Origin of the sequence: Pseudomonas sp. HY2-MNA-CIBAN-0224 (assembly GCF_040310285.1) — a bacterium.
Classification (GTDB): domain Bacteria; phylum Pseudomonadota; class Gammaproteobacteria; order Pseudomonadales; family Pseudomonadaceae; genus Aquipseudomonas; species Aquipseudomonas helleri.
The window spans coordinates 1-25,541 of sequence record NZ_JBEOPQ010000042.1; the positions used below are offsets into that span (position 1 = coordinate 1).

Consider the following 25,541-nt stretch of genomic DNA (forward strand, 5'->3'; position numbering starts at 1 on the left):
AGCTTGCCTCGCGATCTTTTAAAGATCAAAAGATCGCGAGGCAAGCTCGCTCCTACACGGGGATGTGTGCCGTTACTGCGCCTTATCCCCGCGCCCGCGCAATACCTGATTCGGCATCACGATCGCCGCACATAAGCCCAGCAGCGAGATGGCGGCGCTGACCAGCAGCAAGTGGCGGAAGGTCATCAGCAATTCACTGCGCAAGCTGGCCAGTGCCGGGCCTTGCACAGCGTTAAGGCCGTCCAGCAGCACATTCCCCGAACTGCCTTCACCCAGCAGCGGCTGGCCGCCAGCGGGCGCCAATAGCGAATCGTGCAGCAGGGCCAGCAACAAGGCCGACATCAGCGCCACACCCACCGCGCCGCCCAGTGAGCGAAACAGGTTGGTGGTACTGGTGGCGACACCAATGTCATGTTGCTGCACCGAGTTTTGTGCGCCCACCAGCGAGGTCGGGAACTGCAACCCCGCCGCGATCCCGCTCAGCAGCATAAACACGCCGCTCAACAGTTCGGCGCTCGGGGCGCTGAAGGCCATGCCGGCAATGGAGAGTGGCATCAAAATCGCGCCGCTGAGGATCATCGGTTTGTAATAGCCGGTCACCGAGGTCATGCGCCCGGCAAAGTAGGCGCCCATCGGCAGGCCCATGGCCAGCGGCAGCAAGTGCAGGGCGGCACTGTCTGCGCCCGCGCCGGTGATGCTCTGATAGCGCAGCGGCAGCAGTACGATCAGCGAAATGGCCTGGAAGCTGGTGAAGAACACGGTGCACCAGCACAACACCGCGCTGCGATTGGCGAACAAGTGCATGGGCAGCAACGGCTCCGGGGTGCGTCGCTCGTGCCACATAAACAGCACCAACGCGACTACCGCCGCCACCAGCAGGCCCAACACTTGATCGTCACGCCAGCTGTGGCCCTGGCCGATAAAGGTAATGCCCAACAGCAGTGACGTGAGGCCGACAATCATCAGCACCGTGCCGAGGTAATCAATAATCGGCTTGCGCTGCGGTACCGGCAGCCCGACCAGCGTGCGATAGGCGATCAGCCACGACACCAGCCCCAGCGGCAAATTGATCAGAAACACCCAGCGCCACGACAGGTACTCGGTCATGTAGCCACCCAGCACCGGCCCGGCGACGCTGGCCACGGCGTACATGCTGCTGAAATAGCCTTGATAGCGTCCGCGCTCACGGGGCGGGATGATGTCGCCAATGATCGCCTGGCTCACCGAAATCATGCCGCCGGCGCCAATCCCCTGGATGATCCGCGCCAGCACCAACTGCTCCATATTCTGCGCGAGCCCGCAAAACAGCGAGGCCACGGTGAACAGGCCCATGCCAAACAACATCAGGCGCCTGCGCCCGTACAAGTCACCGAGCTTCCCGTAAATCGGCACGGCCACGGTCATGGCCACCATGTAGCCGGAAATCACCCAGGCCAGCTGGCTGACATCTTTAAACTGCGCGGAAATGGCGGGGATCGACACGGCGACGATGGTTTGATCCAGCGCCCCCAGGAAAATCGCCAGCATCAGCGCTACGAGAATGCTGCGAATGGCGGGTTTAGCGTGTGGAGGCTGGTTGAGACTGGTCACGATGTACACCTGCGGGCATCAAACGTGTGGCGGGATGCCCGCGATTGTACTCGATAGGTTGCTATTCGATAGCTTCATAAGGAAGACCGACGTAATTTTCTGCAATAGTGGTGCGCCCGGCCTCGGAATCGACAAAATACGCCAGCTCGCTGTCGGTGATGCGCTGGCTGAAATCATCACTGTCAGCAAAGCGATGGAGCATCGAGGTCATCCACCACGAAAAGCGTTCGGCCTTCCAGATGCGCCGCAAACACACCTCGGAATAGCGCTCCAGCAAGTCGGTGCGGCCCTCGGCATAGACCTTGAGCAGAATGTTGAACAGCGTGCTGACATCGCTGGCCGCGAGGTTCAAGCCCTTGGCGCCGGTGGGCGGCACGATGTGCGCGGCGTCACCGACTAAAAACAGGCGCCCGAACTGCATGGGCTCGACCACAAAACTGCGCAGCGGCGCGATGCTTTTTTCGATGGACGGCCCGGTCACCAAACGTTCGGCCAACGGCGCGGGCAGGCGGGTTTTCAATTCGTCCCAAAAGCGTTGGTCCGACCAGTCCTCAACCTTTTCCTCGGCGGGCACTTGCAAGTAATAGCGGCTGCGGGTGGCTGAGCGCTGGCTGCACAAGGCAAACCCGCGTTCATGCTTGGCGTACACCAGTTCATCGTTGGCCGGCGGCGTATCGGCCAGCACCCCCAGCCAGCCGAACGGGTACACGCGTTCAAAGATGCTCAGCACATCAGCGGGAATTGACTGACGGGCAACGCCGTGAAAACCATCGCAGCCGGCGATGTAATCGCAGTCCAGGCGCCACGTTTCGCCGTCTTTTTCGAAGGTGACATAGGGCGCATCGGTTTTCATGCCATGGGGCTGCACGTTGCTGGCGTTGTACAGGGTTTGTGCGCCAGCGGCTTCGCGGGCGGCCATCAGGTCACGGGTGACTTCGGTCTGGCCGTAGACCATCACGCTCTTGCCGCCGGTCAGGCCCTTGAGGTCAATGTGCACCTGGCGGCCTTCCAGCGCCAGCTCGAAGCCGTCATGCACCAGACCTTCAGCGTCCATGCGCTGGCTGACCCCGGCCTGGCGCAGCAGGTCGACCATGCCTTGTTCCAGCACACCGGCACGGATCCGCCCGAGCACGTAGTCGCCGCTCTGGCGTTCGAGAATAACGTTATCAATCCCGGCATTGTGCAGCAGTTGGCCGAGCAGCAACCCGGATGGCCCGGCACCGATAATAGCGACTTGAGTTCTCATTGTTGTTCTCTCTCGCAAGCCCTGCGGTCAGTGCAGGGGTGTTTTTATTGATGTTGTGCCTGTATTTTTCGCTTGCGAGCGTGGCAAATGAAGGTGATAACGACGTCATTGCCGGTACTTTTCGCTAATCGGTGCGATTATCGCCCCTGTGCTCAATCATCAGGTTCAGCCCATGACATCCCCCGCCATCCCGGTGTTCAAACTCTACGGCGAGCAGCAAGATTGGCTCAGCCCGGACTTGCTGCACTGCGAAACCATTTCGTTGCGCAGCCGTATCCATGATTGGGAGATCCGCACCCATCGGCATGCCGATTTGTGCCAATTGCTCTATGTGCACAAGGGCCGGGCGCGGGTTGAAGTCGAAGGCCAGTACCATGAGCTGACCGAGTCGTCGGTGCAGGTGATCCCGCCGTTATGCGTGCACGGCTTTCAATTTTCACCGGACGTTGAAGGCTTTGTGCTGACGCTGGCCGCGCCGCTGGTGACGCAGTTGCAGGCCCAGTTGGGCGGGTCGATGAGCGCCTTGCAGCGCGTTGCCAGTTACCCCGCAGGCAAGGACCGGCATTACCTGAACAGCCTGTTCGGTGCGCTGCACAGCGAATATGTCAGCGCCCGCCCGGCCCGCGACATGTTGCTGCAATCATTGATCAGCGTGTTGCTGGTGTGGGTGACGCGCCAGGTCATCCAGCGGCGTGAAGCCCGGCAAGTGCCGCAGCGCGGGCGCGAGTACCTCAACCTGTTCACGCAACAGGTCGAAGCCCTGTATCAGCAGCAACCCAGCGTTGAGGACCTGGCGCATCGGGTCGGGATTTCAGTGGCGCACCTGAACAGCATTTGCCGTGAACTGGCGGGGCAGTCGGCTTTGCAGATCATTCATCAGCGCCTGCTATTGGAGGCCAAGCGTCATTTGATCTACACACCCATGACCATCAGCGAGGTGGCTGATCAGTTGGGTTTTGCTGACCCGGCGTATTTTGCCCGGTTTTTCCGCCGCCTCACCGGGACATCGCCCAGCGCCTATCGAGCGGACACTGCCGCGTTCACCGATTAATTAACTGGGTCTTTCGTCACAGACCTTTGTCCCACGCGGGTTCTTCGGTAAAGCGCTCGCTGAGGAAGTCGAGCATGCTGCGCAGCGTGGCGGGCATGTGCTTGCGCGAGGCGTACACGGCATAAATGTTCATCTGCAAGGGCTCAGCGTCTGGCAGCAAGCGCACCAGTTCACCGCTGCGGATATGGCACCCCGCCAAATAGCTGGGCAACAGCGAAACCCCACCGCCCGCCAGGGTGACGCGCAGCAGCGTGCTGGCTTCGTTGGCGCTGATATTGCCTTGCACCGGCACCGACACCGGCTCTCCCTGCACCGTGAAATGCCACAGGCTCTTGCCGTAATACGCATGGCTCAGGCAGTTGTGCAGGCTCAGATCATCGACCTGCTGCGGCGCCGGATGCTCGTGCAAATAGGCGGGCGAGGCGCATAACACGGAGCGGCACACGGTCAGCTTGCGGGCGATCAAACTGGGGTCCAGCTCGGTGCTGGTGCGAATCGCCAGATCAATGCGCTCATCCACCAGGTTCACCGTGCGGTCGAGCATTTGCAGGTCAATGTTGACCTCGGGGTAGCGGCGCACGAACTCGGTCATGGCGCAGGCCAATTGCGCCTGGCCGAACGAGGTGCTGACGCTGATGCGCAACAACCCGCGGGGCGCCGCATCGGGCACGCTGACTGCGGCTTGCAGGTCATCCGCCAGCTCCAGCAATTGCCGGCAGCGGGGCAGGGTTTCGTTGCCGGCGGCGGTCAGGCTCAGCTTGCGCGTGGTGCGGTGCATCAAGCGCGCCCCGACCCACTCTTCAAGCTCGGCCAAATACCGTGACACCACCGGGCGTGACAGGTCCAGATGGTCGGCCGCCGCCGACTGGCTGCCCAGGTCGACCACCGTGACAAATACCCGCATTGCGATAAGACGGTCCATGATCTGCCCGATTAGTGAAACAAACTATGTCGCAGCATCGCATTTTTTGTCGTCAATTGTGCGTCTAAGCTCTGTCCATCGCTGACCCTTAATGCAGGAAGCTCCATGACCCTATTGTCGACTGTGCGCCGTGTTTGCCTGAGTGCCGTTGTCCTTGGCTTCGCTGCCCATGCCGCCGCCGCGCCTGCGCCCCTGACCCTGGAGGTGTACAACCCCGGGGCTGCGGCGATTTTTCCGGTGTCTTCAGTGCTCGTCAGTGGCCAGAAAGACGCGATTTTGGTGGATGCGCAGTTTTCCAAAGCGCAGGCCCATCAGGTGGTCGATAAAATTCGCGCCAGCGGCAAGCACCTGACCACCATCTATATCAGCCACGGCGACCCCGATTATTACTTTGGCCTTGAAACCCTGACCCAGGCATTCCCCGACGCCAAGGTGCTGGCCTCGGCCCCGACGGTGGCCCACATCGAACAAACCAAAGACGCCAAGCTGGCGTTCTGGGGCCCACAAATGGGCGCTGATGTGCCAAGCAAGCTGATCGTGCCCCAGGTGATCAAGGGCAACACCCTGGCGCTGGAAGGGCACGAACTGGACATCGTCGGCCTCACCGGGCGCCAGCCCGAGCGCACGTTTGTCTGGATCCCGTCGCTCAAAGCCGTGGTCGGTGGGGTGGTCGTGGCTGACAACCTGCACGTATGGATGGCCGACACCCAGACCCCGCAGTCGCACCGCCAATGGTTGTCGACCCTCAAACGTATAGCCAGCCTGCAACCGGACATCGTGGTGCCGGGGCACTACCTGGGGGATAACGACCACTCTTTGAAATCGGTCAACTTCACCCGCGATTACATCAAGGCCTTTGACGAAGAAACCCTCAAGGCCAAGAACTCGGACGAGCTGATCGCAGCTATGAAAAAGCGCTACCCGGATCTGGGCGAAACGTCTTCGCTGGAACTGAGCGCCAAAGTGGCGAAAGGCGAAATGAAGTGGTGAATCAACGTTTGACCTTATGCACCCCATCCAACTGGAGAACATCATGAGCAAGATCGCAATTATCGGCGCAACCGGTCGCGCTGGCAGCCAACTGCAGGAAGAAGCCTTGCGTCGTGGGCACCAGGTAACCGCCATTGCCCGTCACGCCTCGGCAAAAATTGGGCAGCGCGCTGGCGTTGTGGCCAAGGACGTCGACGTCAACGATGCCCAGGCGCTGCAAGCGGCTGTGGCCGGGCATGACGTGGTGCTGAGCGCTGCACACTTCTCGACGCTCACACCACAAGCCATCATCGAGCCGGTGAAAAAGGCCGGGGTTAAACGCCTGCTGGTGGTGGGTGGCGCGGGTTCGCTGTTGCTGCCGGACGACACTAAAGTCATCGACAGCAAGGGCTTTCCGGAAGAATACAAGGCAGAAGCCTCGGCGGGCGGCGTGTACTTGGACACCTTGCGCAACGAACACGACCTGGACTGGACCTTCCTGTCCCCGTCGGCCGAGTTTGTAGAAGGCGAGCGCACTGGCCACTACCGCGTTGGCAAAGACCACTTGCTGGTCAGTGCTGAAGGCAGAAGCTGGATCACCTTCGCCGACTACGCCATCGCCCTGCTGGACGAAGTAGAACAGCCCAAGCACTCGCGCCAGCGCTTCACGGTCGGTTACTAACGTAAAAGATCGCGAGACACCACGCCGAATCTTTGTAGGAGTGGCCGCCCCGTCTACGACGCCGCGCTGTCGCGCAGCAAACAGGACAGCGAGTATCTTCAGCATCCCCCAATCGGTTCCCTCTCCTTCGGGAGAGGGCTAGGGTGAGGGGGCTCTTAGATAAAGATCAAAAGATCGCGAGCAAGCTCGCTCCTACAGGGCCTTAGGAATCAATCACTTATTTGTGTTTGATAGGAGCTCGCCTCGCGATCTTTTGATCTTTAAAAGACCATGAGCTCCTACGCAGGGGTGGTGGCTTGTGCTACCAGCCAGTCCATCAATTCGCGCAAGGGCGCTGACGGTTCCTGTCTGGGGGAGCTCACCAGCATGTAGGCCGCGCCGGTGCGCACGGTCAGATCAAACGGCATCGCCAGCCGTCCCTCTTTCAAATCTTCACCAATCAATGAGCAATCGCCCATCGCGACGCCGTTGCCCTGGGTGGCCACGGTCATGGCTAAATCCAGGGTGTCGAAGTATTGGCTCTGGCGGATGGCCGACGCCTCAACGCCCGCCACGCTGAGCCACTGAGCCCAGTCCCGCTGGTCTCGGCTGGGGTGCAAAAAAGTGTGCTGCTCAAGGTCGCGCAAGCTGTTGATGGCGTCTGGCCCTTGCAGCAGATGCGGCGCACAGACGGGTGTGAGAAGTTCGTCGAACAGGTGTTGGCCCACCCGCTTGGGCCCCGGCAGCGGGCTGTAGACCACCGCCGCATCGAAGGTTTCACGGCGAAAATCGATGCCGTGGTGCACGCTGCTGGTCAGCTCGACCGGTACGTCAGGGCGCAGTTTTTGCCACGCCATCAATTTGGGCAGCAACCAGCGCAGCATGCAGGTCGGGGCTTTGATTTGCAGCGGCGTGCGGCGGATGCTCGCGTGCTCGACCGCTTCGCCGATCAAGTCAAACACCTGCTCGATGCGCGGGTAAAGCGCCTGCCCTTGCTCGGTCAGGCTCAGGCCACGGGCCTGACGATGAAACAACGCATACCCCAAATGTTCCTCAAGCCCGGCGATTTGCCGGCTCACCGCGCCCTGGGTGATGTGCAACTGTTCACCGGCGCGGGTGAAATTGCAGCATTGGGCCGTGATCAGAAAGGTGTGCAAGGCAGGCAGAGGCGGGAGACGTTTCATGTTGAGCTCAGCCATGAATTCAGGACATGGCTAGTATGAGCAGGTTTGCGTTGTGTCCGCCACACGCGCCCGCTTCAATGGCTCATTACTTGAGAACAACAAGAGGGCAGTATCCATGGCGACGTGCGGCGAAGTATTGGTCAAGTTGCTGGAGGCGTATGGGGTTGAGCAGGTGTTTGGCATCCCCGGCGTGCACACCGTCGAATTGTATCGCGGGCTGGCCAGTTCGCCGATCAACCACGTGACCCCGCGTCATGAACAGGGCGCAGGCTTTATGGCCGACGGCTATGCGCGTACCAGCGGCCAGCCGGGGGTGTGTTTCATCATCACCGGGCCTGGCATGACCAACATCACCACGGCGATGGGCCAGGCCTACGCCGACTCAATCCCGATGCTGGTGATCTCCAGCGTGCAATCGCGCAGCCAGTTGGGTGGCGGGCGCGGCAAGTTGCATGAACTACCCAACCAAAGCGCATTGGTGGCAGGCGTTGCCGCGTTTTCCCACACCCTGATGTCGGCGGCCGAGTTGCCGGGCGTGCTGGCCCGTGCCTTTGCGTTGTTTCAGGCCGGTCGTCCCCGCCCGGTGCACATTGAGATCCCGCTCGACGTGCTGGTAGAAAATGCCGACGCCTTGCTGTCCAGCCAACCCGTCAGCATCGCGCGCCCTGGGGCGGCCCCGGCGGCAGTGGAACAGATGAGCCAGCGCCTGATCGAAGCCAAACGCCCGCTGATTCTGGCCGGTGGCGGGGCGATCGACGCCGCGCCCGCGCTGCTGCAATTGGCCGAACGGCTGGGCGCGCCGGTGGCGCTGACCATTAACGCCAAGGGCATGCTGCCAGCCTCTCACCCGTTGTTGATCGGCTCCACGCAAACGCTGGTGGCCACCCGGGCATTGGTGGCTGAGGCCGACGTAGTGCTGGCGATTGGCACCGAACTGGCCGAAACCGATTACGACGTGACCTTTGCCGGAGGCTTTGAGATCCCCGGTGCCTTGTTGCGCATCGATATCGACCCCGATCAAACCGTGCGCAATTATCCGCCTGCACTGGCTTTGGTGGCCGATGCGCAACTGGCTGCCGAAGCTTTGCTGGCGCGTATCAGCGCGCAAGCATTGCCCGAGCGTAAGGCGGATTGGGGGGCCGCACGTGCTAAACGTTTGAACACTGAATTGGCGGCTGTCTGGGATGAGCCGACCCGTGCCCAAACGCATTTTTTGCAGACAGTGTTTGATGTGCTGCCCAATGCCGTGTGCGTGGGTGATTCGACCCAGCCGGTGTACACCGGCAACCTCACGTTCAACCCCGACCAGCCTCGGCGCTGGTTTAACTCATCCACCGGTTACGGCACCCTCGGCTATGCCTTGCCAGCCGCCATCGGTGCTTGGCTGGGGCGCACTGCCAACGGCCAGCAGCCTGGCTCGGTGGTCTGCCTGATCGGTGATGGCGGTTTGCAGTTCACCTTGCCAGAACTGGCCAGCGCCGTTGAAGCGCGCACGCCGATCATCGTCTTGCTGTGGAACAACCAGGGCTACGGCGAGATTAAAAAGTACATGCTTAACCGCGACATCGAACCAGTGGGCGTCGACATCTACACCCCGGACCTGGTCGGCGCCGCCAAAGCGCTGGGTTGCACGGCCTTGGCGGTTGAGGGCGAGGCGCAACTGCGCGCTGCGCTGGTCAGCGCCGCTGAACGTCAGGGGCCGACTGTGATTGAAATCGACGAACACCTCTGGCAGCAGGCGTTGGCCTTATAAACTTCTGCGCAGGCGCGCCAGATCCCGCGCGGGAGGCGCGCCGAACTGGCGGCTGTATTCGCGGCTGAATTGCGAGGCGCTCTCATAGCCCACGCGATACCCGGCCGCCGAGGCGTCCAGTCCTTCACTGAGCATCAGCCGCCGCGCTTCGTTGAGGCGCAGCTGCTTTTGATACTGCAACGGGCTCATGGCGGTCATCGCCTTGAACCGGTGGTGCAGCGTCGACACGCTCAAATTGGCCTCACGGGCCAGGCTGTCGATGCGCAACGGTTGCTCGAAATGATCATTGAGCCAGGAAATCGCACGGCTGACGCGGTGGGTCTGGCTGTTCTCGCTGGCAATTTCGTACAAACGGTAGCCCTGCGGGCTGCGCAGCAATCGGTACAAAATCTCACGGCGAATCAGAGGCGCGAGCATGGCGATGTCTTTCGGCGTGTCGAGCAGGCGCGTCAGGCGCAGCAGGGCATCGAGCATCGGCGGGTCGAGGGGTTCAACGTACAGCCCGCACCCGGCGGGGCGTGAGGGCACCCCCATGGGGCCAGCTTCGCTGAGCAAGGTGGTGATTTCTACCGGGTCAATGTCCAGGCGCAAGGCCAAAATGGGTTTTTCGGCCGAGACTTCAAGCACGCGACCACTGATGGGCATCGACACCGACACCACCAGGTAATTGAGCGGGTCATAGGCGAAGTACTCATCCCCCAGACGCACCTCCTTATTACCTTGAGCCATCACGCACAGTGCAGGTTTGGGCAGGCTGGGTGAAAAGTCGCTGGGCAGGCTGTAACGCGACACGAACAGCGCCTTGATGCGGGTCTCAAACGAGCCGTCCTGCTGGGTGTGCCGGGTTATCAGGTCGGCCAGTTCCACGCGCTGTTTTTCAAGCGCGCTGTCGAGCGCAGGTCGCGGTGTTTCTGGCACAGACATGGGAGGCATCCTCGATCAAGCAGTTGAAGGCCCACAGCTTAAGTTTGTGCAAGGCGCAGGGGTAGCCAATTTCTGCTGCAGACTTGCCTGATCCTGCCAGCGCTGACGAATTGAGGCTGATTTGGCCCGCTACAGCGCGGCCCTATTGCTCGAAATTCCGATCGGCGGCCCGGCGCGCGCAAGTGCACAGCGGGGCGGAGTAAGCGTTGGTTTTGCAGAATCGTGCAAGTCTGGGGCAGGAATCGACTAACGGCGCTTGAGCACCGGCCCTTAAGCTTTGAACCTTCCCCTCACGCCACTTTCCTTTGTGGAGGCCTCCATGCCCCAGTCCTATGCCGTCAGTCACATGACTCTGGTCCGCGCGCGCGCAGGGTGTTCGGCCCAGGTTCATGCGTGCTTGAAACAACTGATCGAACCGACGCTGAAAACACCGGGTTGCCTGCACTTTGCCTTGCAGCACTGTGACAGTGACCCGTTGTTGTGGCATGTCGCGGGCTATTGGCAAGATCAATGTGCAATGCAGGCGTACTTCAACTCACCGTTGATGGACGTGTTCAGCACGTTGCTCAACCAGAACGTGGTCGACAGTCTGGATTTTCAGACCTTCAACGAACAGGCCTCGGCGCAGATGCGCAAGCGCGCCAGTTAAACGGGTAGAATGGCGCTTTTTTCACTGGCCGGAATGTGAAACATGGCGCGTAAAGAGTTCAAGCATTTTGAAGCGGTATCAGCGGTTGTCCCGGTTGAACTGGGGGTTGCGGGTGCCTACCACGTGGCCATTGCCGTCAAGGCCTTGTACGAAGGTGGAGCACCGCGCTTTCACACGCTGTTGACCGATCAGGTATTCAAGACCGCCACGGCCGCAGACGCCGCCGCAGAGCAGCAACTTGAACACCTCAAAGACGTCACCGAAGACGGCGAGCTGGTCTGGTAATTATTTAGGGCGGTGCATTCTGAACAAGGCTTCAGGGCCTAGCTGGAAATAATCCGTCGGGCCGCCGCCACGCAAAATAGGCTCAGCGGCGGCTGTGTCGTAAATGCCGTCCTTGAGCAAATGCTTGGCGATGTGCACCGCCACCACTTCACCCAGAATCAACCAGCTCGGCACCAGCTCTTTATCGGCCCGTTGCAGCTGAATGATCTGCGTCACCTTGCATTCAAACGACACGGGCGTTTCAGCCACCCGCGGCACGCTCACCACGCGTGAGGCCACGGTCGTCAACCCTGCCAATGCAAACTCATCGACCTCTGGCCCGACCGGCGCGCAGCTTTGGTTCATCGCCTCGGCCAACGGGCGCGTGGCCAGGTTCCAGACGAACTCACCGGTTTGCTCAATGTTATTGAGGCTGTCTTTGCGGCCCACGCTGCAAAACCCGATGATCGGCGGGATGTAATTGAAGGCGTTAAAAAAGCTGTACGGCGCCAGGTTCAACTGACCTTGGGCGTCTTGCGACGAAATCCAGCCAATCGGGCGCGGACCGACAATGGCGTTGAACGGATCATGGGGCAATCCATGGCCCTTGGATGGTTCGTAGAAATGAATATCGTCATGCATGGCAGGCATCCGCAAACAGCTGAGATAGAGGGCCCATAGTCTGCTAGCCATTTGCCCCGAAGACAATCGCAAGCCCCAAAAATGACTAAGCCCGGCCGAAGCCGGGCTGTGGAGTCACCCGCAGGTGTTAGCTGAAGCGGGCACCTTTTGTGCGGTCATAACCGTCTTCGGCAAAGGTCGCTGAGCGCGTGTTGTCGAAGCCGTCTTCTGCCAGGGTGGCCGAGTGAGTGCGGTCGTAGCCGTCTTCAGCAAAGCTCGAAGAGTGGGTGCGGTCGTAACCGTCGGCAGCAAAGGTGGCAGAGCGGGTGCTGCTGTAGCCATCTTCAGCAAAAGTTGCCGACTGGGTGCGGTCAAAGCCATCCGCGGCGAAGGTGTTGAAAGCCAGAACCGAGAGGGCAGCGGCGAGGATAAATTGGGTTTTCATGATGTTGCTCCTTGTTGCAGTAATCGGGTTGGTGTCGCTATGGGTTTAAGATTACGCCGATTAATTTGATTAAAAAGCGCAAAAAATTGCCTTAAATAATCAATTAATTCGATGTATTGCGCCGCGCGAAAACAAGGTAGAAGGCTGCTCTACGTTCCGTTCAGGCGTTATGCCGGGCAGTGGTCTTTGAGGTTTCGCTGAGATTGATAGTGGGCTAACAAAATTAACTGACTATTAATTCAAGAAAATCGAATCAGCGGTGTTGCGGGGGAGGGGGAAGGGAGGCAATCCATGCCCTGCAAGAACCCGTCATCGGGCTCCTGCAGGCCAGGACATCACGCTAAGGCAAGGCTTAGTCAGTGGTGATGCGCGAGTGAGTGCGCGTGTCTTTCATGGTCGCGTACACCAGCAGCGAGCAGGCGATGCACGCTGTCACGTACCAGTAGTAGCCGGTTTCCATGCCTGCGCTCTTGAACCACAGCGCGATGTATTCAGCGGTACCGCCGAAGATCGACACCGTCAGTGCGTAAGGCAAGCCAACACCCAGTGCGCGGATTTCAGTCGGGAACAACTCGGCCTTTACCACGGCGTTGATCGAGGTGTAACCGCTGACGATGATCAAGGCGGCCATGATCAAGAAGAACGCGCCCCACCAGGTGGTGATGGTGTGCAGGGTGGTCAGGATCGGCACCGTGAACAGGGTACCCAGCACGCCGAAGGCAATCAGGATCGGGCGACGGCCGATCTTGTCAGACAGCCCGCCCACCAGCGGCTGAATGCACATGAACAAGAACAGCGTGGCGGCGGAAATCGTGGTGGAGTCCGAGATGCTCATCCCGACCGTGTTCACCAGGTATTTCTGCATGTACGTGGTGTAGGTGTAAAACGCCAGCGTCCCGCCCATGGTCAGGCCGACCACGGTCAGCAGCTCTTTGGGGTGGCGCATCAGCGCGCGCATGGCGCTTTCTTTTTTCTCGACCTTGACCTTCTTGAACGACTCGGTCTCTTGCATGCCACGACGCAACCACAACGCGACCACGGCGCACAGGGCACCGATCACAAACGGAATACGCCAGCCCCAGCTGTACAGCTGCTCTTCAGTCAGGGTTTGTTGCAGGATGATCAACACGCCCAGCGCGATGAGCTGACCCGAAATCAGAGTCACGTACTGGAAGCTGGAGAAGAAGCCACGACGCTCTTTGGTGGCCATTTCACTGAGGTAAGTGGCCGAGGTGCCGTATTCGCCACCCACCGACAAACCTTGCAGCAAACGGGCGAACACCAGCAGTACCGGGGCCCAGACGCCAATGGTCTCGTAGCCAGGGGACAGGGCGATGACCAGCGAGCCGAAACACATCAGCAAGACCGACGCCATGAGGGCGGCTTTACGGCCTTTACGGTCTGCGTACAGACCCATCAGCCAGCCACCGATAGGGCGCATCAAAAAGCCCACGGCGAAAATCGCGGCGGTGTTGAGCAATTGAGCGGTGGTGTCGCCTTTGGGGAAAAAGGCCTTGGCGAAGTACAGCGAGAACGCGGCGTACACGTACCAGTCGTACCATTCGACCATGTTGCCGACCGAGCCACTGAAAATGGACTTGATGCGGCTGGAGGTGGTTTTGGCTTGGGGTGCTGCAGACGCAGACCCGGCAGGCAGGGTGCTTGAGTTATCCATTGAATGGATCCTTGTTTTCTTGGTTTTGTTATAGCGCGGCAAAACGCGAGCTTGCGGGGGCTATAGCAGAACTTGTGCCAAGGCTTGAATGCCCGGTTTACAAGGGTTTCAAACAAGGAATGAGCGGGAATCCGCTGGTTGGTGGTTATGCGTAAGCGGAAATCCGCCTACAGATCAAAAATCTGTAGGAGCGAGCTTGCCTCGCGATCTTTTCAAAGATCAAAAGATCGCGAGCAAGCTCGCTCCTACAAATGAATTGTTTTATTCAGCATTCAAAAACGCTTCGCGCACCAAGCCATGGCGCTGCATCTTTTCATTCAGGGTGCGGCGGGGCAGTTGCAGTTCGTTGAGCACGGCCTTGATATCGCCTTTGTGGCGCGTCAACGCCGCCCGCAAGCATTGCGCTTCAAAGGCTTCTTGCTGCGCGACCAGCGATTGGTTTGCGTCAATGTCATCGAACTGCGGCTCGCCCAGCCCCAGCACGTGCCGCTCGGCGGTGTTCGCCAGTTCGCGCACATTGCCCGGCCAGTTATGGCTGAGCAAGTGCGCCAGATGCGGCCCGGTCACGGGCGGAGCGCTGCGCCCCAGCCGTTCTGCGGCCTGGCGGGCGAACGCCTCATACAACAGGGCAATGTCTTCGCGGCGATCACGCAACGGTGCCAGGCGCAGTTCGGCCACGGTCAGGCGATACGCCAGGTCTTCACGAAAACGCCCGGCTCGCGCTTCGTCGAGCAAGTCCGGTTTGGTCGCGGCCACCACGCGCAAGTCCACATGGATGCTTTGGTTGGAGCCCAAACGTTCCAGTTTTTGCTCCTGCAACACCCGCAGCAATTTGGCTTGCTGGGCCAAGGGCATGCTCTCTATCTCATCAAGAAACAATGTACCGCCGTCGGCGTATTCCAGTTTGCCGATACGTTTGCCCTGAGCGCCGGTGAAGGCACCGTTTTCATGGCCAAACAGCTCGGCCTCAAACAGTTGCTCAGGGATGGCCGCACAGTTCAGCGCCACAAAGGGTTTGTCTGCACGCGGGCCAAAGTCATGCAGGCAGCGGGCGACCAGTTCTTTGCCGCTGCCGGTTTCGCCACGGATCAGCACGTTGACCGGCAATGGCGCCAAATCAATGATTTGTCGGCGCAAGGTCTGCACGCTGCGTGACACGCCGAGCAAGCGCCCGTCAATCTGTTCACGCAGGTCGGCCTGTTCATGCAGGCGGCGGTTTTCCAGGACCAGTTGGCGCTTTTCCAGGGCCCGGCGCAGACTGCTGAGCAGGGCTTCGGGGCTGAAGGGTTTTTCCAGAAAGTCGTAGGCGCCATCGCGCATGGCCTCGACGGCCATCGGCACGTCGCCATGCCCGGTCAGCAGAATCACCGGCAGGTCCGGGTCCCGTTGCTGCAACTGGCTGAGCAGGGCCAGGCCCCCCATGCCGGGCATGCGCACATCACTGACCACCACCCCGGCAAAGTGTGGCGGCAGTTGGCCCAGGCAGTCTTCGGCGCAACTGAACAGCTGCACCTTAAACCCGCTCAGGCTTAGCCATTGCTCCACGGCACTGCGAATACTGGCCTCATCATCGACCACGATCACTGAATTGAGCATGCTTCAAGAGTCCTGTGCGATCGGCAGCGTCAGCGTAAACAGCGCGCCCTCGCCCTGGTTGCTGGCGGTCAGGCGGCCGCCGAGTTCGTGAACGATGGCGTAAGACACCGCCAGCCCGAGCCCCAGTCCGTCGCCTACCGGCTTGGTGGTGAAAAACGGATCGAAGATTTTACCCAAATGCTCTTCGCGAATCCCGCCGCCACTGTCGCTGACGGTCAAGTGCCAGACTTGTTGATCCGCCTCGATACGGATTTCTAAACGTTTGTTCGGTGCATCGCGCAGGACATCCAGCGCATTGCGCAGCACGTTGATCAGCACTTGCTCCAGGCGAATCGCGTCACCGCGCACCCAGGCCGGGCGCGTGAGGTCCACGTGCAGGTCAATGGCTTGCTCCTGTAAGCGCGGCTCCAGCAGGTGCAAGGCATGGTCGACGACGGTCGCCAGATCAAGCTTTTCACGCAGGCCGCTGGGGCTTTGCCGGGCGTAGGTCTTAAGGTGCCCGGTGAGCGCGGCCATGCGCGTGAGCATGTTGTCCAGTGGCGCCAGGGCCTTGTAAGCCTCGTCGATGCGGCCATGATCGAGCAACAGGCGCAAGGTCGCCAACTGCATGCGCTGGGCAGTGAGTGGCTGGTTGATTTCATGGGCGAGCGCGGCAGACATCTGCCCCAGCGCCGCGAGCTTGGCCGATTGCACCAGGCCGTCCTGGGCGGTGCGCAAGTCGCGGGTGCGGTCTTCGACCAGTTGCTCAAGCTCGGCCCGGTTGCGCTGGCGTAACCGCGACAGGCGCCAGCGTTGCAGCAAAAACAGCCCCAAAAACACCAGGGTTAGCCACAGGCCAACCCCGGCGAGGGCGGCATTGCGGCGGTCTTCGGCCGAGATGTCCGGGCGCCGCAGTAAATGCAGGGTCCAGCCTTCGGCGCTGAGCGGCAGCGACTCCCACAAATAGTCTTGCGAGCCGTCCGGGCCATCGGTGCGGGTCAGGAAGCTGCTGTCGTCAAAGCTGCGCAAGGTGCGGGTGTTCAGCGGCGTCAGCGGCTGTTTGTGGTACTGGCGGGTGACGGTGATTTCGCTGCGGTCCTGATCAGACAACGGCCGCAAATGGCGATAGCGCCAGCCCGGCTGGTTGGCGATAAAGACAATGCCCTTGGCATCGCTCACCAGCAAAATGTCGTTGCCATGGCTCCATTCGCGCTCAAGTTCCGGGAACTCCAGCTTGACCACCATCGCGCCCAAAAACGTCCCTTGGGCATCGTGAATGGCGCTGGATAAAAAGTAACCGGGGATGCCGCTGGTCACGCCCACGGCATAAAAGCTGCCGGTACCTTCGACCTGGGTTTGCTTGAAATAGGGGCGGAACGCGTAATTGTGCCCGACGTAACTGTTGGCGGTGTTCCAGTTACTGGCCGCCACGGCCAGCCCGGTATGGTCCATGAGCTCAAGGGTTGATGATTTCGCTGCGCCGTTGATGCGCTCCAGCTTGCGGTTGAGTGCGCATTGCAGCTCGGGCGTCATCGGGCCACTCAAGGCCGTGATCAATTCGGTGTCCAGCGCCAGCACTGCGGGCAGGGCGCGGTAGCGTTCAATCAAGGTATGCAGAGAATTGGCATACAGGTTTAACTGCTCGGGCCCGCGCCTGGCGCTTTCTTCCAGCGCATGGCGCTCGGCCTGATGCATCGCCCAGCCGCCAGCCAGAGCGGCGCCGACCACAATCAGCAGGGTGTACAGGGCCAGACGCAGGTGGCGAGCAGTCACGGGCATAAGGGGCAGGGGCATGAATGGGGGGCGCAAACCATAGCATGGCGGCGGTTCGGGCTCATACCTTGCCTCACGCAACCGTGAAGCCTATAGTCCCCCGGTCGCCCACATGGCGACCGGGTTTGGCGACTCGTAGACAATGTGCGAAAGCTCTTTGCTGATTGCAGGAGTATTCGTGTGCGCATCATGCTGTTATGGCAGCTGTGCGTGGGAGATCTTCGGGTCTGCCGGTTCATTTGTCTCGGTTCGCCAACCTGCGTACAGCTGCCACCTGATCGTTTGGCGACGATCAGGTGGTGGTCTCTCCTTACCGACAAATGAGGCTACATCCTATGAGCACTACTATTCCCATGACCGCCATCGACTGCTTGATCCCGTGCATGTTGATCGACACCCAAACCCCGCCCGATGTGATTCACGCCAACGCCGCCGCGCGGATTTTGGCCGTTACGCACTTGCTTGAAAGCGTGAGCCGCCTTGAGGGCTTTAACGCGGACAGCGTCGACCTTAAACACATCACTGAGGCTGCGGCGCTGTTATTGCGCGATGGCTGCGATTTGATGGACGCACTGGGGCGCCGTTTGCAGGCGCAATGATCCCCGAACCCAAGTATTGATCGCTCTTACAGGCTGCGTTTTCAAGCCGTTACTTATGTACAGCACGTCCCGCAGGTGGGGTTGCTACGTTGGCGCATTCCTCCAACGGAGTCATGTCCATGACCAGTCGATCACCTGCGGTTCGCCAACGTGCGCCGTTGCTCCTGTCCAATACGCAGTGGGCGCAGAAAGAAGCCCTCGCTCATGTGTCGGCCATTTATGAAGAGAACTTCGCTTCACTGACGCTCGAACAGAAAAAGCACTATCCCGAACTGTTCAAGCGCTGCGAACAGTCGCTAAAGGACCTGGATCAGGAACTTGCGCGCCTAAAAGATACGTTCAAGGCCACTCATCTGGCACAGCTCAAGCGCGAGCTGAAAACACTTCTGGGGGCGGAAATCGACCCCGAACAGGCGCGGATTTATACGCGCTACCGTGAAGATGTAAAGGAGGACTTTGTAGAGTATTTAGCGCGAATCGGTGGGCATCAAAGCGCCGCTCAGGAATCCAAATTCACCTTTACTCCACCCCGTACCAAACGCGCAGTGGACGAGTCCAGATTTAAAGAACACGTGAAGTCTGTGTCTTTGTGGGATGCCGCGTGTGAGAACTTCAGCTATCGCACCGATTCCGTGCTGCTCAAGCCGTTTAGCTATGAACAGGCGAGCCATATTGACTACAACAGCGATTTAAAAGGGCAACCGGCGGGGCCGTTTATTGCGATTGTGCGTCAGCTTGATTTAGGTACTCAGTTGCATGCCGCACTGGATGAGGCCGTCGGCACCCATGGGTCGTTGACCCTGCGCACGCAGGTGGCGGTGCGTGCCAGTTTTGAATTCGAGTTGCTGGAAGCGTTACGAAACGGTTTGTATGCAAAAATATTTCAGCGTGAGCATGGCAAGTTGGCCGCTATGTTAAAGGGCGACAGAGCCCCGCACATCTGGCCCGTATCAATGAGTGCGACCAAGAGATCCAGACTTTTATATGGGCAACCAGGTGAAAACGAAAACCGCAGTTTGTTGTTTGGCCCTACCGTAGAGATTTTCGATTACGTGGGTACAGGTGAGGTGCCCCTTCCGCTGTTCATCATCAAGGTGGAGGATGAAAAGGGCGTTTTCAGCTATTTTCCGCAGCGTTTGGGGGGCGCTCTGCGCTGGCACCAGGATGTACCCAGCGCGTTTACACAGTTTCGTGACCAGCTCAAAAGTGACTATGGTAAAGGCCAGTTAGGCTGGTTTATGCGCCAGCTTGGGTTGAAAGATTTGGGCTATTTCAGCCAATTGTTGAGTCAGGAGCCCAGACCCAAAGGCCTCACATGGTTGGCGGGTATTCTGTATGACGGTTTTAAAGGTGTATTTCCCGAGCCCAACCTGGACAGCCTGCAACTGTATGTTGAAGTGTACGAGAGCGACTCGTTACCCATTGTCCAGGCCATTACTCAACGCCATCTGGAGCGTTATCGCTCAAACCTTAGCCAACTGGCCACCCCTAAATCCGTGCGCGATTGGCAAGCGTTCAAAGAGGCCCTGAGCGATCTCGGCAATGAGGTACTCGGCTTGCTGACCACACCCTTGCCGGGCGGTGTGTTGGGGCTCAATACGATTATGCAGGTCGCTGTGTTCGGTTCACTGGCCTACAGCGTTGTGCAGGGTGTGAAAGAGGCCGTTAAAGGCGAGTCCACGACCTTTGCCAGTGCGATGGCCGACACCGCCGACCTGCTGATCAATGCGCGGTTGATCGGGGTGGCCGCCAAGGTGCACCGGCAACGGATGCGCAAGCTGTGGAACACCTTGGGCCAGCCGCGCAAAGTCACCAAAGCGGACGGTACGGCAGAGCTGTGGAATCCGCAGCTGACGGCTTACCCGCACCTGGCAGCGCTCGATAACCTGGCACCCAACAGCGATGGGCTCTACGAGCGTGATGGCAAGGTTTACGCCAAGGTGCAGGAGGGCGATCAGACGGTGGCGGTCGAGGTCATCTTTGATCAAAAGGCCCGGCACTACGCGTTGAAAGCGGATAACGCACAAACCTTCACGCCTGCCGTCAAATACGACCCCGTGCACCGGGTGTGGCATCTGGCGCTGGACGATGTTCAAGCGCTGGGCGACACACAGCTGTTGCAGCGCATGTTGCCCGGTGACCTGGCTGACGTGGCTCAAGGGCGTATTGAGCGGATGCTGGACATTACCGGCACCCCCCGCGAACAGTTGCTCAATGTCTGGCAAGGCGAGCTGATATCGGGCCCGTTGGCCGAAGGCGTTCGCCGTTTGCACGCGGACCAGTTGATCGACAGGATCATCAACGAGTTGCCGCTGCGCGGAGAAATGCCGGCCAACGCGGACGGTGCCGTGCTGGCCCTGTTGACCCAGTTGCCTGACTGGCCGGCCGATACCGTGCTGGATGTGTTCAACCAGCAGGGCCAGTGGGTCGAAAGGTATGGCCAGGACCCTCTGGCCGGAACCTTTCAGAGCCATGTTGAACTCAAGCGTCTGGATCATGGCACGTATGTCGCCAGGCACGATGCCACCTTGGGCGGCGGCCAAGTGGAGCAGATGTTCGGTTTGATTCTTGAGCAACTGCCGGCCACGTCCCCCCTTGGGCGTAACGGCAACCCCGATATCAGCAAAACCGGCCGAATTGCCTCGGTGCGTGAACAAATAGCCAACAGGGCACGTGAGGACAAAGGCTTGCTGTTCAAAGCGCTTACGGCACTGGAGGGGCACAAGCGCAGTGATCCGGTGGCCAGTTCAGACCCGGCCAAACAGTACTTGCCGTTAGTCTGCCCCCCGCTGTCGGAGTCGACCACGGCACTGTTGGCCAAGTTGCACGAGCTCAACCCCTCGTTGTCCATTGAGAGTCTGGAAACGTTGCTGGTGGATCATCCGTTCAATGCTTACGCCGTTACGCGGGCGCTGGAGCATAACGCTCAGCCTCTGGCGTTTGACTATGCCGCCGAGCGCTTGAAGACCAGGCTGCGGGTCGATCTGGCGCTGGATACGCTTTATCACCGTCGTGCTTTCAACCCCGATGGCGATCTTTGGGCGCGTGAATTTGCCCGAGGGTTATTGCACGACAAGCTGGATCGCCGGTTGGTGGTCGTGGATGCAACCCGTACGCCCTCCTTGCCAGCCCCTGTGGCCAGTGGGCCAAATGACACCACTGTGCTGCTGACCCATCTGGGGCGTGGGGTTTATCAAGCCACTGACTTGCGCAGCGGTGAGTCAGTCACGTATTCCCAGACCCCTGACAGTTTTTTCCTGGCCCTCAGGCAGTTTTTGAGCCATGAAGAGCGTCAAACAGTGGGGGGAACTGACGCGGGTATCGACGGCTTGCGCCAAACCCTGGGTGATGCCATGCGTGCCAATCGCCAGGCCAATGGTGAGGTGAACCTGTGGGACACTACCACCGGCCAGTATGAGCGCCGCGTGTCATTGGCCCGTAATCAACCGCCAAGTGAGCTGGGGCTTTACGAGATTCAGGGCAAGACCTACGTGGCCTTGCATGGCGCGGTCTATCAGGTTGAGTTTGACCGCGTGATTCACAAATGGCGCATGGTGCATCCCGATATGCCGGGCGTGAATACCCCTATTCTGGAGCACAACTACAAAGGCGCCTGGCGTCAGCAAACCGAGCGGCCGCAACAGTGGGACGGGCTTAAGTTATTGCGCCGTTTGCGTGCCCAGCGGCTCAGTTTCAGCGATGAGGTAGGGCGCCAGATCATGACCGTGAGCCACACGGATGAAGGGGTGTTACGCCGTGTGCACATGAACAACCTGGCGCCGCCGCCTTTATTGATGGACACCTGGAAGCGTTTCAATATTGAGGATGACATCAATGACTTTGTTAAAAACATGCAGGCCCATCACACGCTGTCTAAGGCGAGTGGCGATTTTCAACTACTGCTGATTCAAAGTCTGCCGGGCTGGCCCCGTGACAAAGTCCTGCACATTACTGATGCCCAAGGCGCGCTCTTGAAAGAGTACGGTGCCGATCTGGACAGCACTTTGCCGCGTATCCGGATTTCAATAGATGCCCAGCGCAATGGCCGGTTTCTGCGCACCTTGCTGATGAACCTGAATGAGGCCGACACCCGTGCGCTATTGGGGGGGTACGATCCGATCATTGAAAACCGGATACTCGCACTGGCAAAGAAAATCGCCACCCACGCGTTAAAACGTGAAGCCAATCTGTTCAGATCGATCTACGAGAATCAGGAGCACAGTGCAGATCCGCACGTGCAGCTTGTGCAAAAGCATCACCCGCAATTACCCAAAAGCGTTATTGAACACGTGCTCCTTCATACCTCGCGACATGAGCGCATTCATTACCTGGACAAAGGGCTGGTGCCGCCGCGTGTCACCGAGCAGCTTCAATGGACGGCCAAAGAAGTCCGGCTGGCTCGCGCCTACGAAGGCTTGTATTTGAACGCTACGGCGACGCCGGACAGCGAAAAGCTCACGCTGCATCTGTTGAAGTCGCTACCGGGGTGGCCGGGTGACGTGAGTATCGAAGTGCGTGACGCCAGTGTCACCGGCCAAGTGCTTGACCGAATGGGCGCCGACGATGCCCCGGCTCCGCGAGTGTTGGTCCTGCACGATGGCCGTTACCGCGCCTGGTCACGTGAAGGCCAACCGGTTAACCCGGAGTCTGTGAATGGCAATAATTTGTTGTCGTCCATTCTGCATGCGCTGGAGCCCACTGAGCGGGCAGCGATTGGTGTCAAGGATGTCACTGACACGCGCACTCTGAACCAAAAGATTCAGGCCCTGGCTATCGCACACCGGGCCAATCTGAAAAAACTGCTGGGGCTGGAGCCGCCCGCACCGCCGCGTAAACCTCCGATGAAGGTTGATCGTGAGTTTACGGTTTACCCGTTAACGATAACGCTGGATAACGCCACCCATCCCTTCTCACTGATCCGCGAGGCGCGGGACTTATACCCGAGCATGGACCCTGCAGAGGTGATCGACTTCCTCGACACGTTAGGCGCAACGCCAGTCGAGCGTGAAGCGGCACTTGTACAAAGGCGTACTCAATTTCAAACGCTGCAAGGCGAACTGAGTGCCTGGGAACAAATCGGGCTGTATCCCTACGGCACGAGCCACGTGGGCGTAGCGGCGCCTGGGCACCGTGCACAGGCGAGGGCAAGGATCGAGAGTGCCTGGCGCCGCGAAAGCGAACTCTCTGTGATGGAGGACAGCGGTGACATCGTAGGCTTTGAACTCGATTTGTCTGGCCTGGATATCGGTGAGCTTCCCGCCATCAGCGGTGATTTCAGCCACGTTGGCGCATTGCAGATGGAGGGGATGAACTTGCGCAGTGGTTCGAATGAATTTCTCACCAGTTTTACCCACTTACGGCTGTTGGATATGTCCAGCAATCGTCTTGAACGGTTACCTCCCGCGATTGCTGACATGTCGCAACTGATGTCACTTGAGCTGATGGACAACCGCATTGCCCTCACGGCAGAAACGGCACAGCAACTGGCCAATCTATCGAACTTGCGAGCACTGAGCTTGCGTAATAACCCCTTGGGCATAAGCCCAGACGTCAGTCAGATGCTTGAATTGCACAGTCTGGATCTGAGCAATACAGGTATTAGCCAGTGGCCCAATGGCCTATGGGCGCTGCCTCATATCGAGTGGGCGAACCTGAGAGACAATGCGATGACCACCATCCCTGACGCTGTGTTTGAGCCGCAATGGACAGCAGGTGCCAACCGGTCGACCACCATTTCCGGAAACCCGATAGATGCTCCAACGCGTGCTCGCCTTGTTGCTTACTGGGCCCAAGGCCACAGTGACTTTGGCTACGGGCCGACAATTGCGCACAGCTTTAATCCGCTTGGCCTTAACGCTCAACTACCGAGGGTGGCGAGTGATCTTTCGCCGTGGTTGCCAGGTAACGCCAGCCCGGCTCAAACCTCGGCCAGAACGCAGCAATGGCAATTGTTGCAAGGCGCAGGTGGGAGCGTCAGGGACTTTTTCGAGACCCTTGCGCTGTTTGTGAATGATCGCAGTCTGAGGAGTGCTCAGGAGTGGGGAAACCTGACACACCGGGTTTGGACACTGATTGATCAAATGCTGACCAATACCGCGCTGCGCGAAACCCTGTTGAACAGGGTTTTCCGTGAAGAGCGAAGCTGCGGGGATGGGGCCATGGTGCTTCTGGAAAACATGGAAGTAGAAGTCCTGGTGCATGAGGCGCTAAACCGTGTGGGGGATGCACAGCGGGGCGCTGAGCTGTTCAGCCTGGCAAGGCGCTTGTTCCGGTTACGCCAGGTTGATCAGCTGTCAGCCGCTGAAGTGGCCCGGCGCGTGGCGGCGGGGGGCAATCCGGATGCCGCTGAAGTGATCCTGTTCTACCGTGTTGAGCTGGCGCAGCCCCTTGATTTACCGACCCAGGCGAGGACGATGCTGTATGCGCCCATTGCTGGCGTCACCCCTCAACAATTAACAGCAGCACGAGACACTGTCCTGGCAATGGAGGGCGGCCCGGCGTTTATGCACGCCATCATGCAGGAAAAATTCTGGCGAAACTTTTTGCTGAACACCTATGCGCAGCGCTTTGCCGCCATCGAGGCCGACTACCAGCGCGACTACACCACACTCTCAGAAGAGACCGGGCTGTCCGAAGAGACTGAGTTACAAAGGGGCAGCGAGCTAACGCTGGCCAGAGATCAACAGATCAACCGGTTGATTGAAGAACTGACGTTACAGGCCTACAACTCACCGAACTGATCAGGTGACAGGGGGAGCCATCCCCCTGTTTACCGTGCAGCCTTCGCTTTGATCGCGACGACGCTCAATAACTGCTCATCCATCAAGGCAAATTGCCCTTCAAGCTCTTTGCCTTGATGCCACTCTTCAGACAAGTCGGTGAGCAGCCGCAAGCGCACCTGGCCGTCTTTTGACCAGCTCAGCACTTCGGCGTGCTCAAAGTAAAAACGCTTGTGCACCAGCGGGTACAAGGCCTTGAACAGGCTTTCTTTGATCGAAAACGTCAGCGTGACGACCAGCGCCTGGTCCTCAACCGTGCCTGCGGCCATGCGTTGCAGCTCATCCGGCGTGAGGATTTCTTTGGCCAAACGTTGAGCGCGATCAAGGCTGAGCCTGTTTTCGAGGTCGATGCCCAACCCCAGCCAGTCACTTTTTAACGCCACCAGTGCCGCCGCACGGCCCTGGCTGTGGGTGATGGCGCCACTGATGTGCCGGGGCCACACGGGGGCGCGGTCTTCACCGATGGCCGGTGTTGCCCGGGTGCCGTCCAGGTGCAGCACCGCATCGCGGGCACACAGGCGGCCGGCCAGAAATTCGGCTTGGCGTTTTGCCACTGATCGTTGAATACTCGCAGGCAGGTGCAGACCGCTGCGGGTAAAGTCGTCCGGGGTCAGTTGCGCCGGGTCGAAGGCGGTGCTGCGCCATACGCTACCGGGCAGCGCAATGGGCAAGGGCCAGTCGCAGCCAAGCGGCGTGCAACAGGCTGGCAAGTCTGAAGATCTATTCATGGCGTGCATTCTGCTGGCCTTGTGCTGGCGGTGCAATTGTTCAGAGTGTGTTCAGGGCCTACGCCTTATTCTGTAAAGGCTAGGCTGGTAAATGTATAGGTGGTGGACTCACGTCCTTAGTGACGCGACAGGC

The 25,541-nt window shown here is 59.4% G+C and carries 19 protein-coding genes; 8 read left to right on the forward strand and 11 right to left on the reverse strand.

The annotated features are described in order from the left end of the window. Nucleotides 1-72: 72 nt before the first annotated feature. Entirely contained in the window at nt 73-1,590 is a 1,518-nt protein-coding gene (locus AAEZ03_RS17770) for an MDR family MFS transporter (RefSeq protein ID WP_278939718.1), read from the reverse strand. 61 nt (nt 1,591-1,651) lie between these two features. Next, nucleotides 1,652-2,836, reverse strand: coding sequence for a 4-hydroxybenzoate 3-monooxygenase (gene pobA, locus AAEZ03_RS17775; RefSeq protein ID WP_350580336.1), 1,185 nt, complete (start codon nt 2,834-2,836; stop codon nt 1,652-1,654). Between the two features lie 172 nt (nt 2,837-3,008). Here pobA and AAEZ03_RS17780 point away from each other — a divergent pair, with 172 nt between their 5' ends. Continuing rightward, nucleotides 3,009-3,887, forward strand: a complete 879-nt coding sequence (locus AAEZ03_RS17780) for a helix-turn-helix domain-containing protein (protein WP_350580339.1) — start codon at nt 3,009-3,011, stop codon at nt 3,885-3,887. A 16-nt stretch (nt 3,888-3,903) separates the two neighbouring features. On the opposite strand, the gene AAEZ03_RS17785 is transcribed toward AAEZ03_RS17780, so the two are convergent. Further along, nucleotides 3,904-4,809 (reverse strand): LysR family transcriptional regulator, encoded by a 906-nt coding sequence (locus AAEZ03_RS17785; RefSeq protein WP_350580341.1) that lies wholly within the window; start codon nt 4,807-4,809, stop codon nt 3,904-3,906. A 105-nt stretch (nt 4,810-4,914) separates the two neighbouring features. Here AAEZ03_RS17785 and AAEZ03_RS17790 point away from each other — a divergent pair, with 105 nt between their 5' ends. Both AAEZ03_RS17790 and AAEZ03_RS17795 read left to right on the forward strand, forming a co-directional pair. After that, on the forward strand, nt 4,915-5,799 hold the full coding sequence (locus tag AAEZ03_RS17790) for an MBL fold metallo-hydrolase (protein ID WP_350580345.1): 885 nt from the start codon (nt 4,915-4,917) through the stop codon (nt 5,797-5,799). A gap of 43 nt (nt 5,800-5,842) precedes the next feature. Beyond that, entirely contained in the window at nt 5,843-6,460 is a 618-nt protein-coding gene (locus AAEZ03_RS17795) for an NAD(P)-dependent oxidoreductase (RefSeq protein ID WP_350580348.1), read from the forward strand. A 278-nt stretch (nt 6,461-6,738) separates the two neighbouring features. On the opposite strand, the gene AAEZ03_RS17800 is transcribed toward AAEZ03_RS17795, so the two are convergent. Further along, nucleotides 6,739-7,623 carry a LysR substrate-binding domain-containing protein gene (locus tag AAEZ03_RS17800; protein ID WP_350580351.1) on the reverse strand — a complete coding sequence of 295 codons (885 nt, stop codon included), beginning with the start codon at nt 7,621-7,623 and terminating at the stop codon, nt 6,739-6,741. 115 nt (nt 7,624-7,738) lie between these two features. Between AAEZ03_RS17800 and AAEZ03_RS17805 the strand changes: the two genes are divergently transcribed. Beyond that, nucleotides 7,739-9,376 carry a 5-guanidino-2-oxopentanoate decarboxylase gene (locus tag AAEZ03_RS17805; protein WP_350580403.1) on the forward strand — a complete coding sequence of 546 codons (1,638 nt, stop codon included), beginning with the start codon at nt 7,739-7,741 and terminating at the stop codon, nt 9,374-9,376. Here AAEZ03_RS17805 and AAEZ03_RS17810 read toward each other — a convergent pair. Continuing rightward, complete coding sequence (locus AAEZ03_RS17810) at nt 9,371-10,300, reverse strand: AraC family transcriptional regulator (protein WP_048369673.1); 930 nt, start codon at nt 10,298-10,300, stop codon at nt 9,371-9,373. The two genes, AAEZ03_RS17805 and AAEZ03_RS17810, sit on opposite strands and share 6 nt — an antisense overlap. 319 nt (nt 10,301-10,619) lie before the next feature. Between AAEZ03_RS17810 and AAEZ03_RS17815 the strand changes: the two genes are divergently transcribed. Together AAEZ03_RS17815 and AAEZ03_RS17820 are read left to right on the forward strand one after the other, a co-directional pair. After that, a complete protein-coding gene (locus AAEZ03_RS17815; protein ID WP_048369675.1) occupies nt 10,620-10,949 on the forward strand; it encodes a putative quinol monooxygenase in 330 nt (109 codons plus the stop codon). A 42-nt stretch (nt 10,950-10,991) separates the two neighbouring features. Then, nucleotides 10,992-11,234 carry a hypothetical protein gene (locus AAEZ03_RS17820; protein ID WP_048369677.1) on the forward strand — a complete coding sequence of 81 codons (243 nt, stop codon included), beginning with the start codon at nt 10,992-10,994 and terminating at the stop codon, nt 11,232-11,234. Here the strand turns inward: AAEZ03_RS17820 and AAEZ03_RS17825 are convergent, their stop codons facing one another. The 5 genes from AAEZ03_RS17825 to AAEZ03_RS17845 all read right to left on the reverse strand — a co-directional run bounded on the left by AAEZ03_RS17825 (nt 11,235) and on the right by AAEZ03_RS17845 (nt 17,308). Continuing rightward, nucleotides 11,235-11,855 (reverse strand): flavin reductase family protein, encoded by a 621-nt coding sequence (locus AAEZ03_RS17825; RefSeq protein ID WP_350580355.1) that lies wholly within the window; start codon nt 11,853-11,855, stop codon nt 11,235-11,237. Between the two features lie 127 nt (nt 11,856-11,982). Further along, complete coding sequence (locus tag AAEZ03_RS17830; RefSeq protein WP_350580358.1) at nt 11,983-12,279, reverse strand: hypothetical protein; 297 nt, start codon at nt 12,277-12,279, stop codon at nt 11,983-11,985. A 352-nt stretch (nt 12,280-12,631) separates the two neighbouring features. Next, entirely contained in the window at nt 12,632-13,954 is a 1,323-nt protein-coding gene (locus AAEZ03_RS17835; protein ID WP_350580361.1) for an MFS transporter, read from the reverse strand. Nucleotides 13,955-14,215: 261 nt separating this feature from the next. Then, nucleotides 14,216-15,550, reverse strand: coding sequence for a two-component system response regulator MifR (gene mifR / locus AAEZ03_RS17840; RefSeq protein WP_350580364.1), 1,335 nt, complete (start codon nt 15,548-15,550; stop codon nt 14,216-14,218). 3 nt (nt 15,551-15,553) lie between these two features. Next, nucleotides 15,554-17,308, reverse strand: a complete 1,755-nt coding sequence (locus tag AAEZ03_RS17845) for a sensor histidine kinase (RefSeq protein ID WP_350580406.1) — start codon at nt 17,306-17,308, stop codon at nt 15,554-15,556. Nucleotides 17,309-17,637: 329 nt separating this feature from the next. Between AAEZ03_RS17845 and AAEZ03_RS17850 the strand changes: the two genes are divergently transcribed. Further along, nucleotides 17,638-17,901 (forward strand): hypothetical protein, encoded by a 264-nt coding sequence (locus AAEZ03_RS17850; protein WP_048369687.1) that lies wholly within the window; start codon nt 17,638-17,640, stop codon nt 17,899-17,901. A 119-nt stretch (nt 17,902-18,020) separates the two neighbouring features. After that, a complete protein-coding gene (locus tag AAEZ03_RS17855) occupies nt 18,021-24,641 on the forward strand; it encodes an NEL-type E3 ubiquitin ligase domain-containing protein (protein ID WP_350580367.1) in 6,621 nt (2,206 codons plus the stop codon). Nucleotides 24,642-24,670: 29 nt separating this feature from the next. Here AAEZ03_RS17855 and AAEZ03_RS17860 read toward each other — a convergent pair whose 3' ends face one another. After that, a complete protein-coding gene (locus AAEZ03_RS17860; RefSeq protein WP_350580370.1) occupies nt 24,671-25,408 on the reverse strand; it encodes a 4'-phosphopantetheinyl transferase family protein in 738 nt (245 codons plus the stop codon). Between the last annotated feature and the right edge of the window lie 133 nt (nt 25,409-25,541).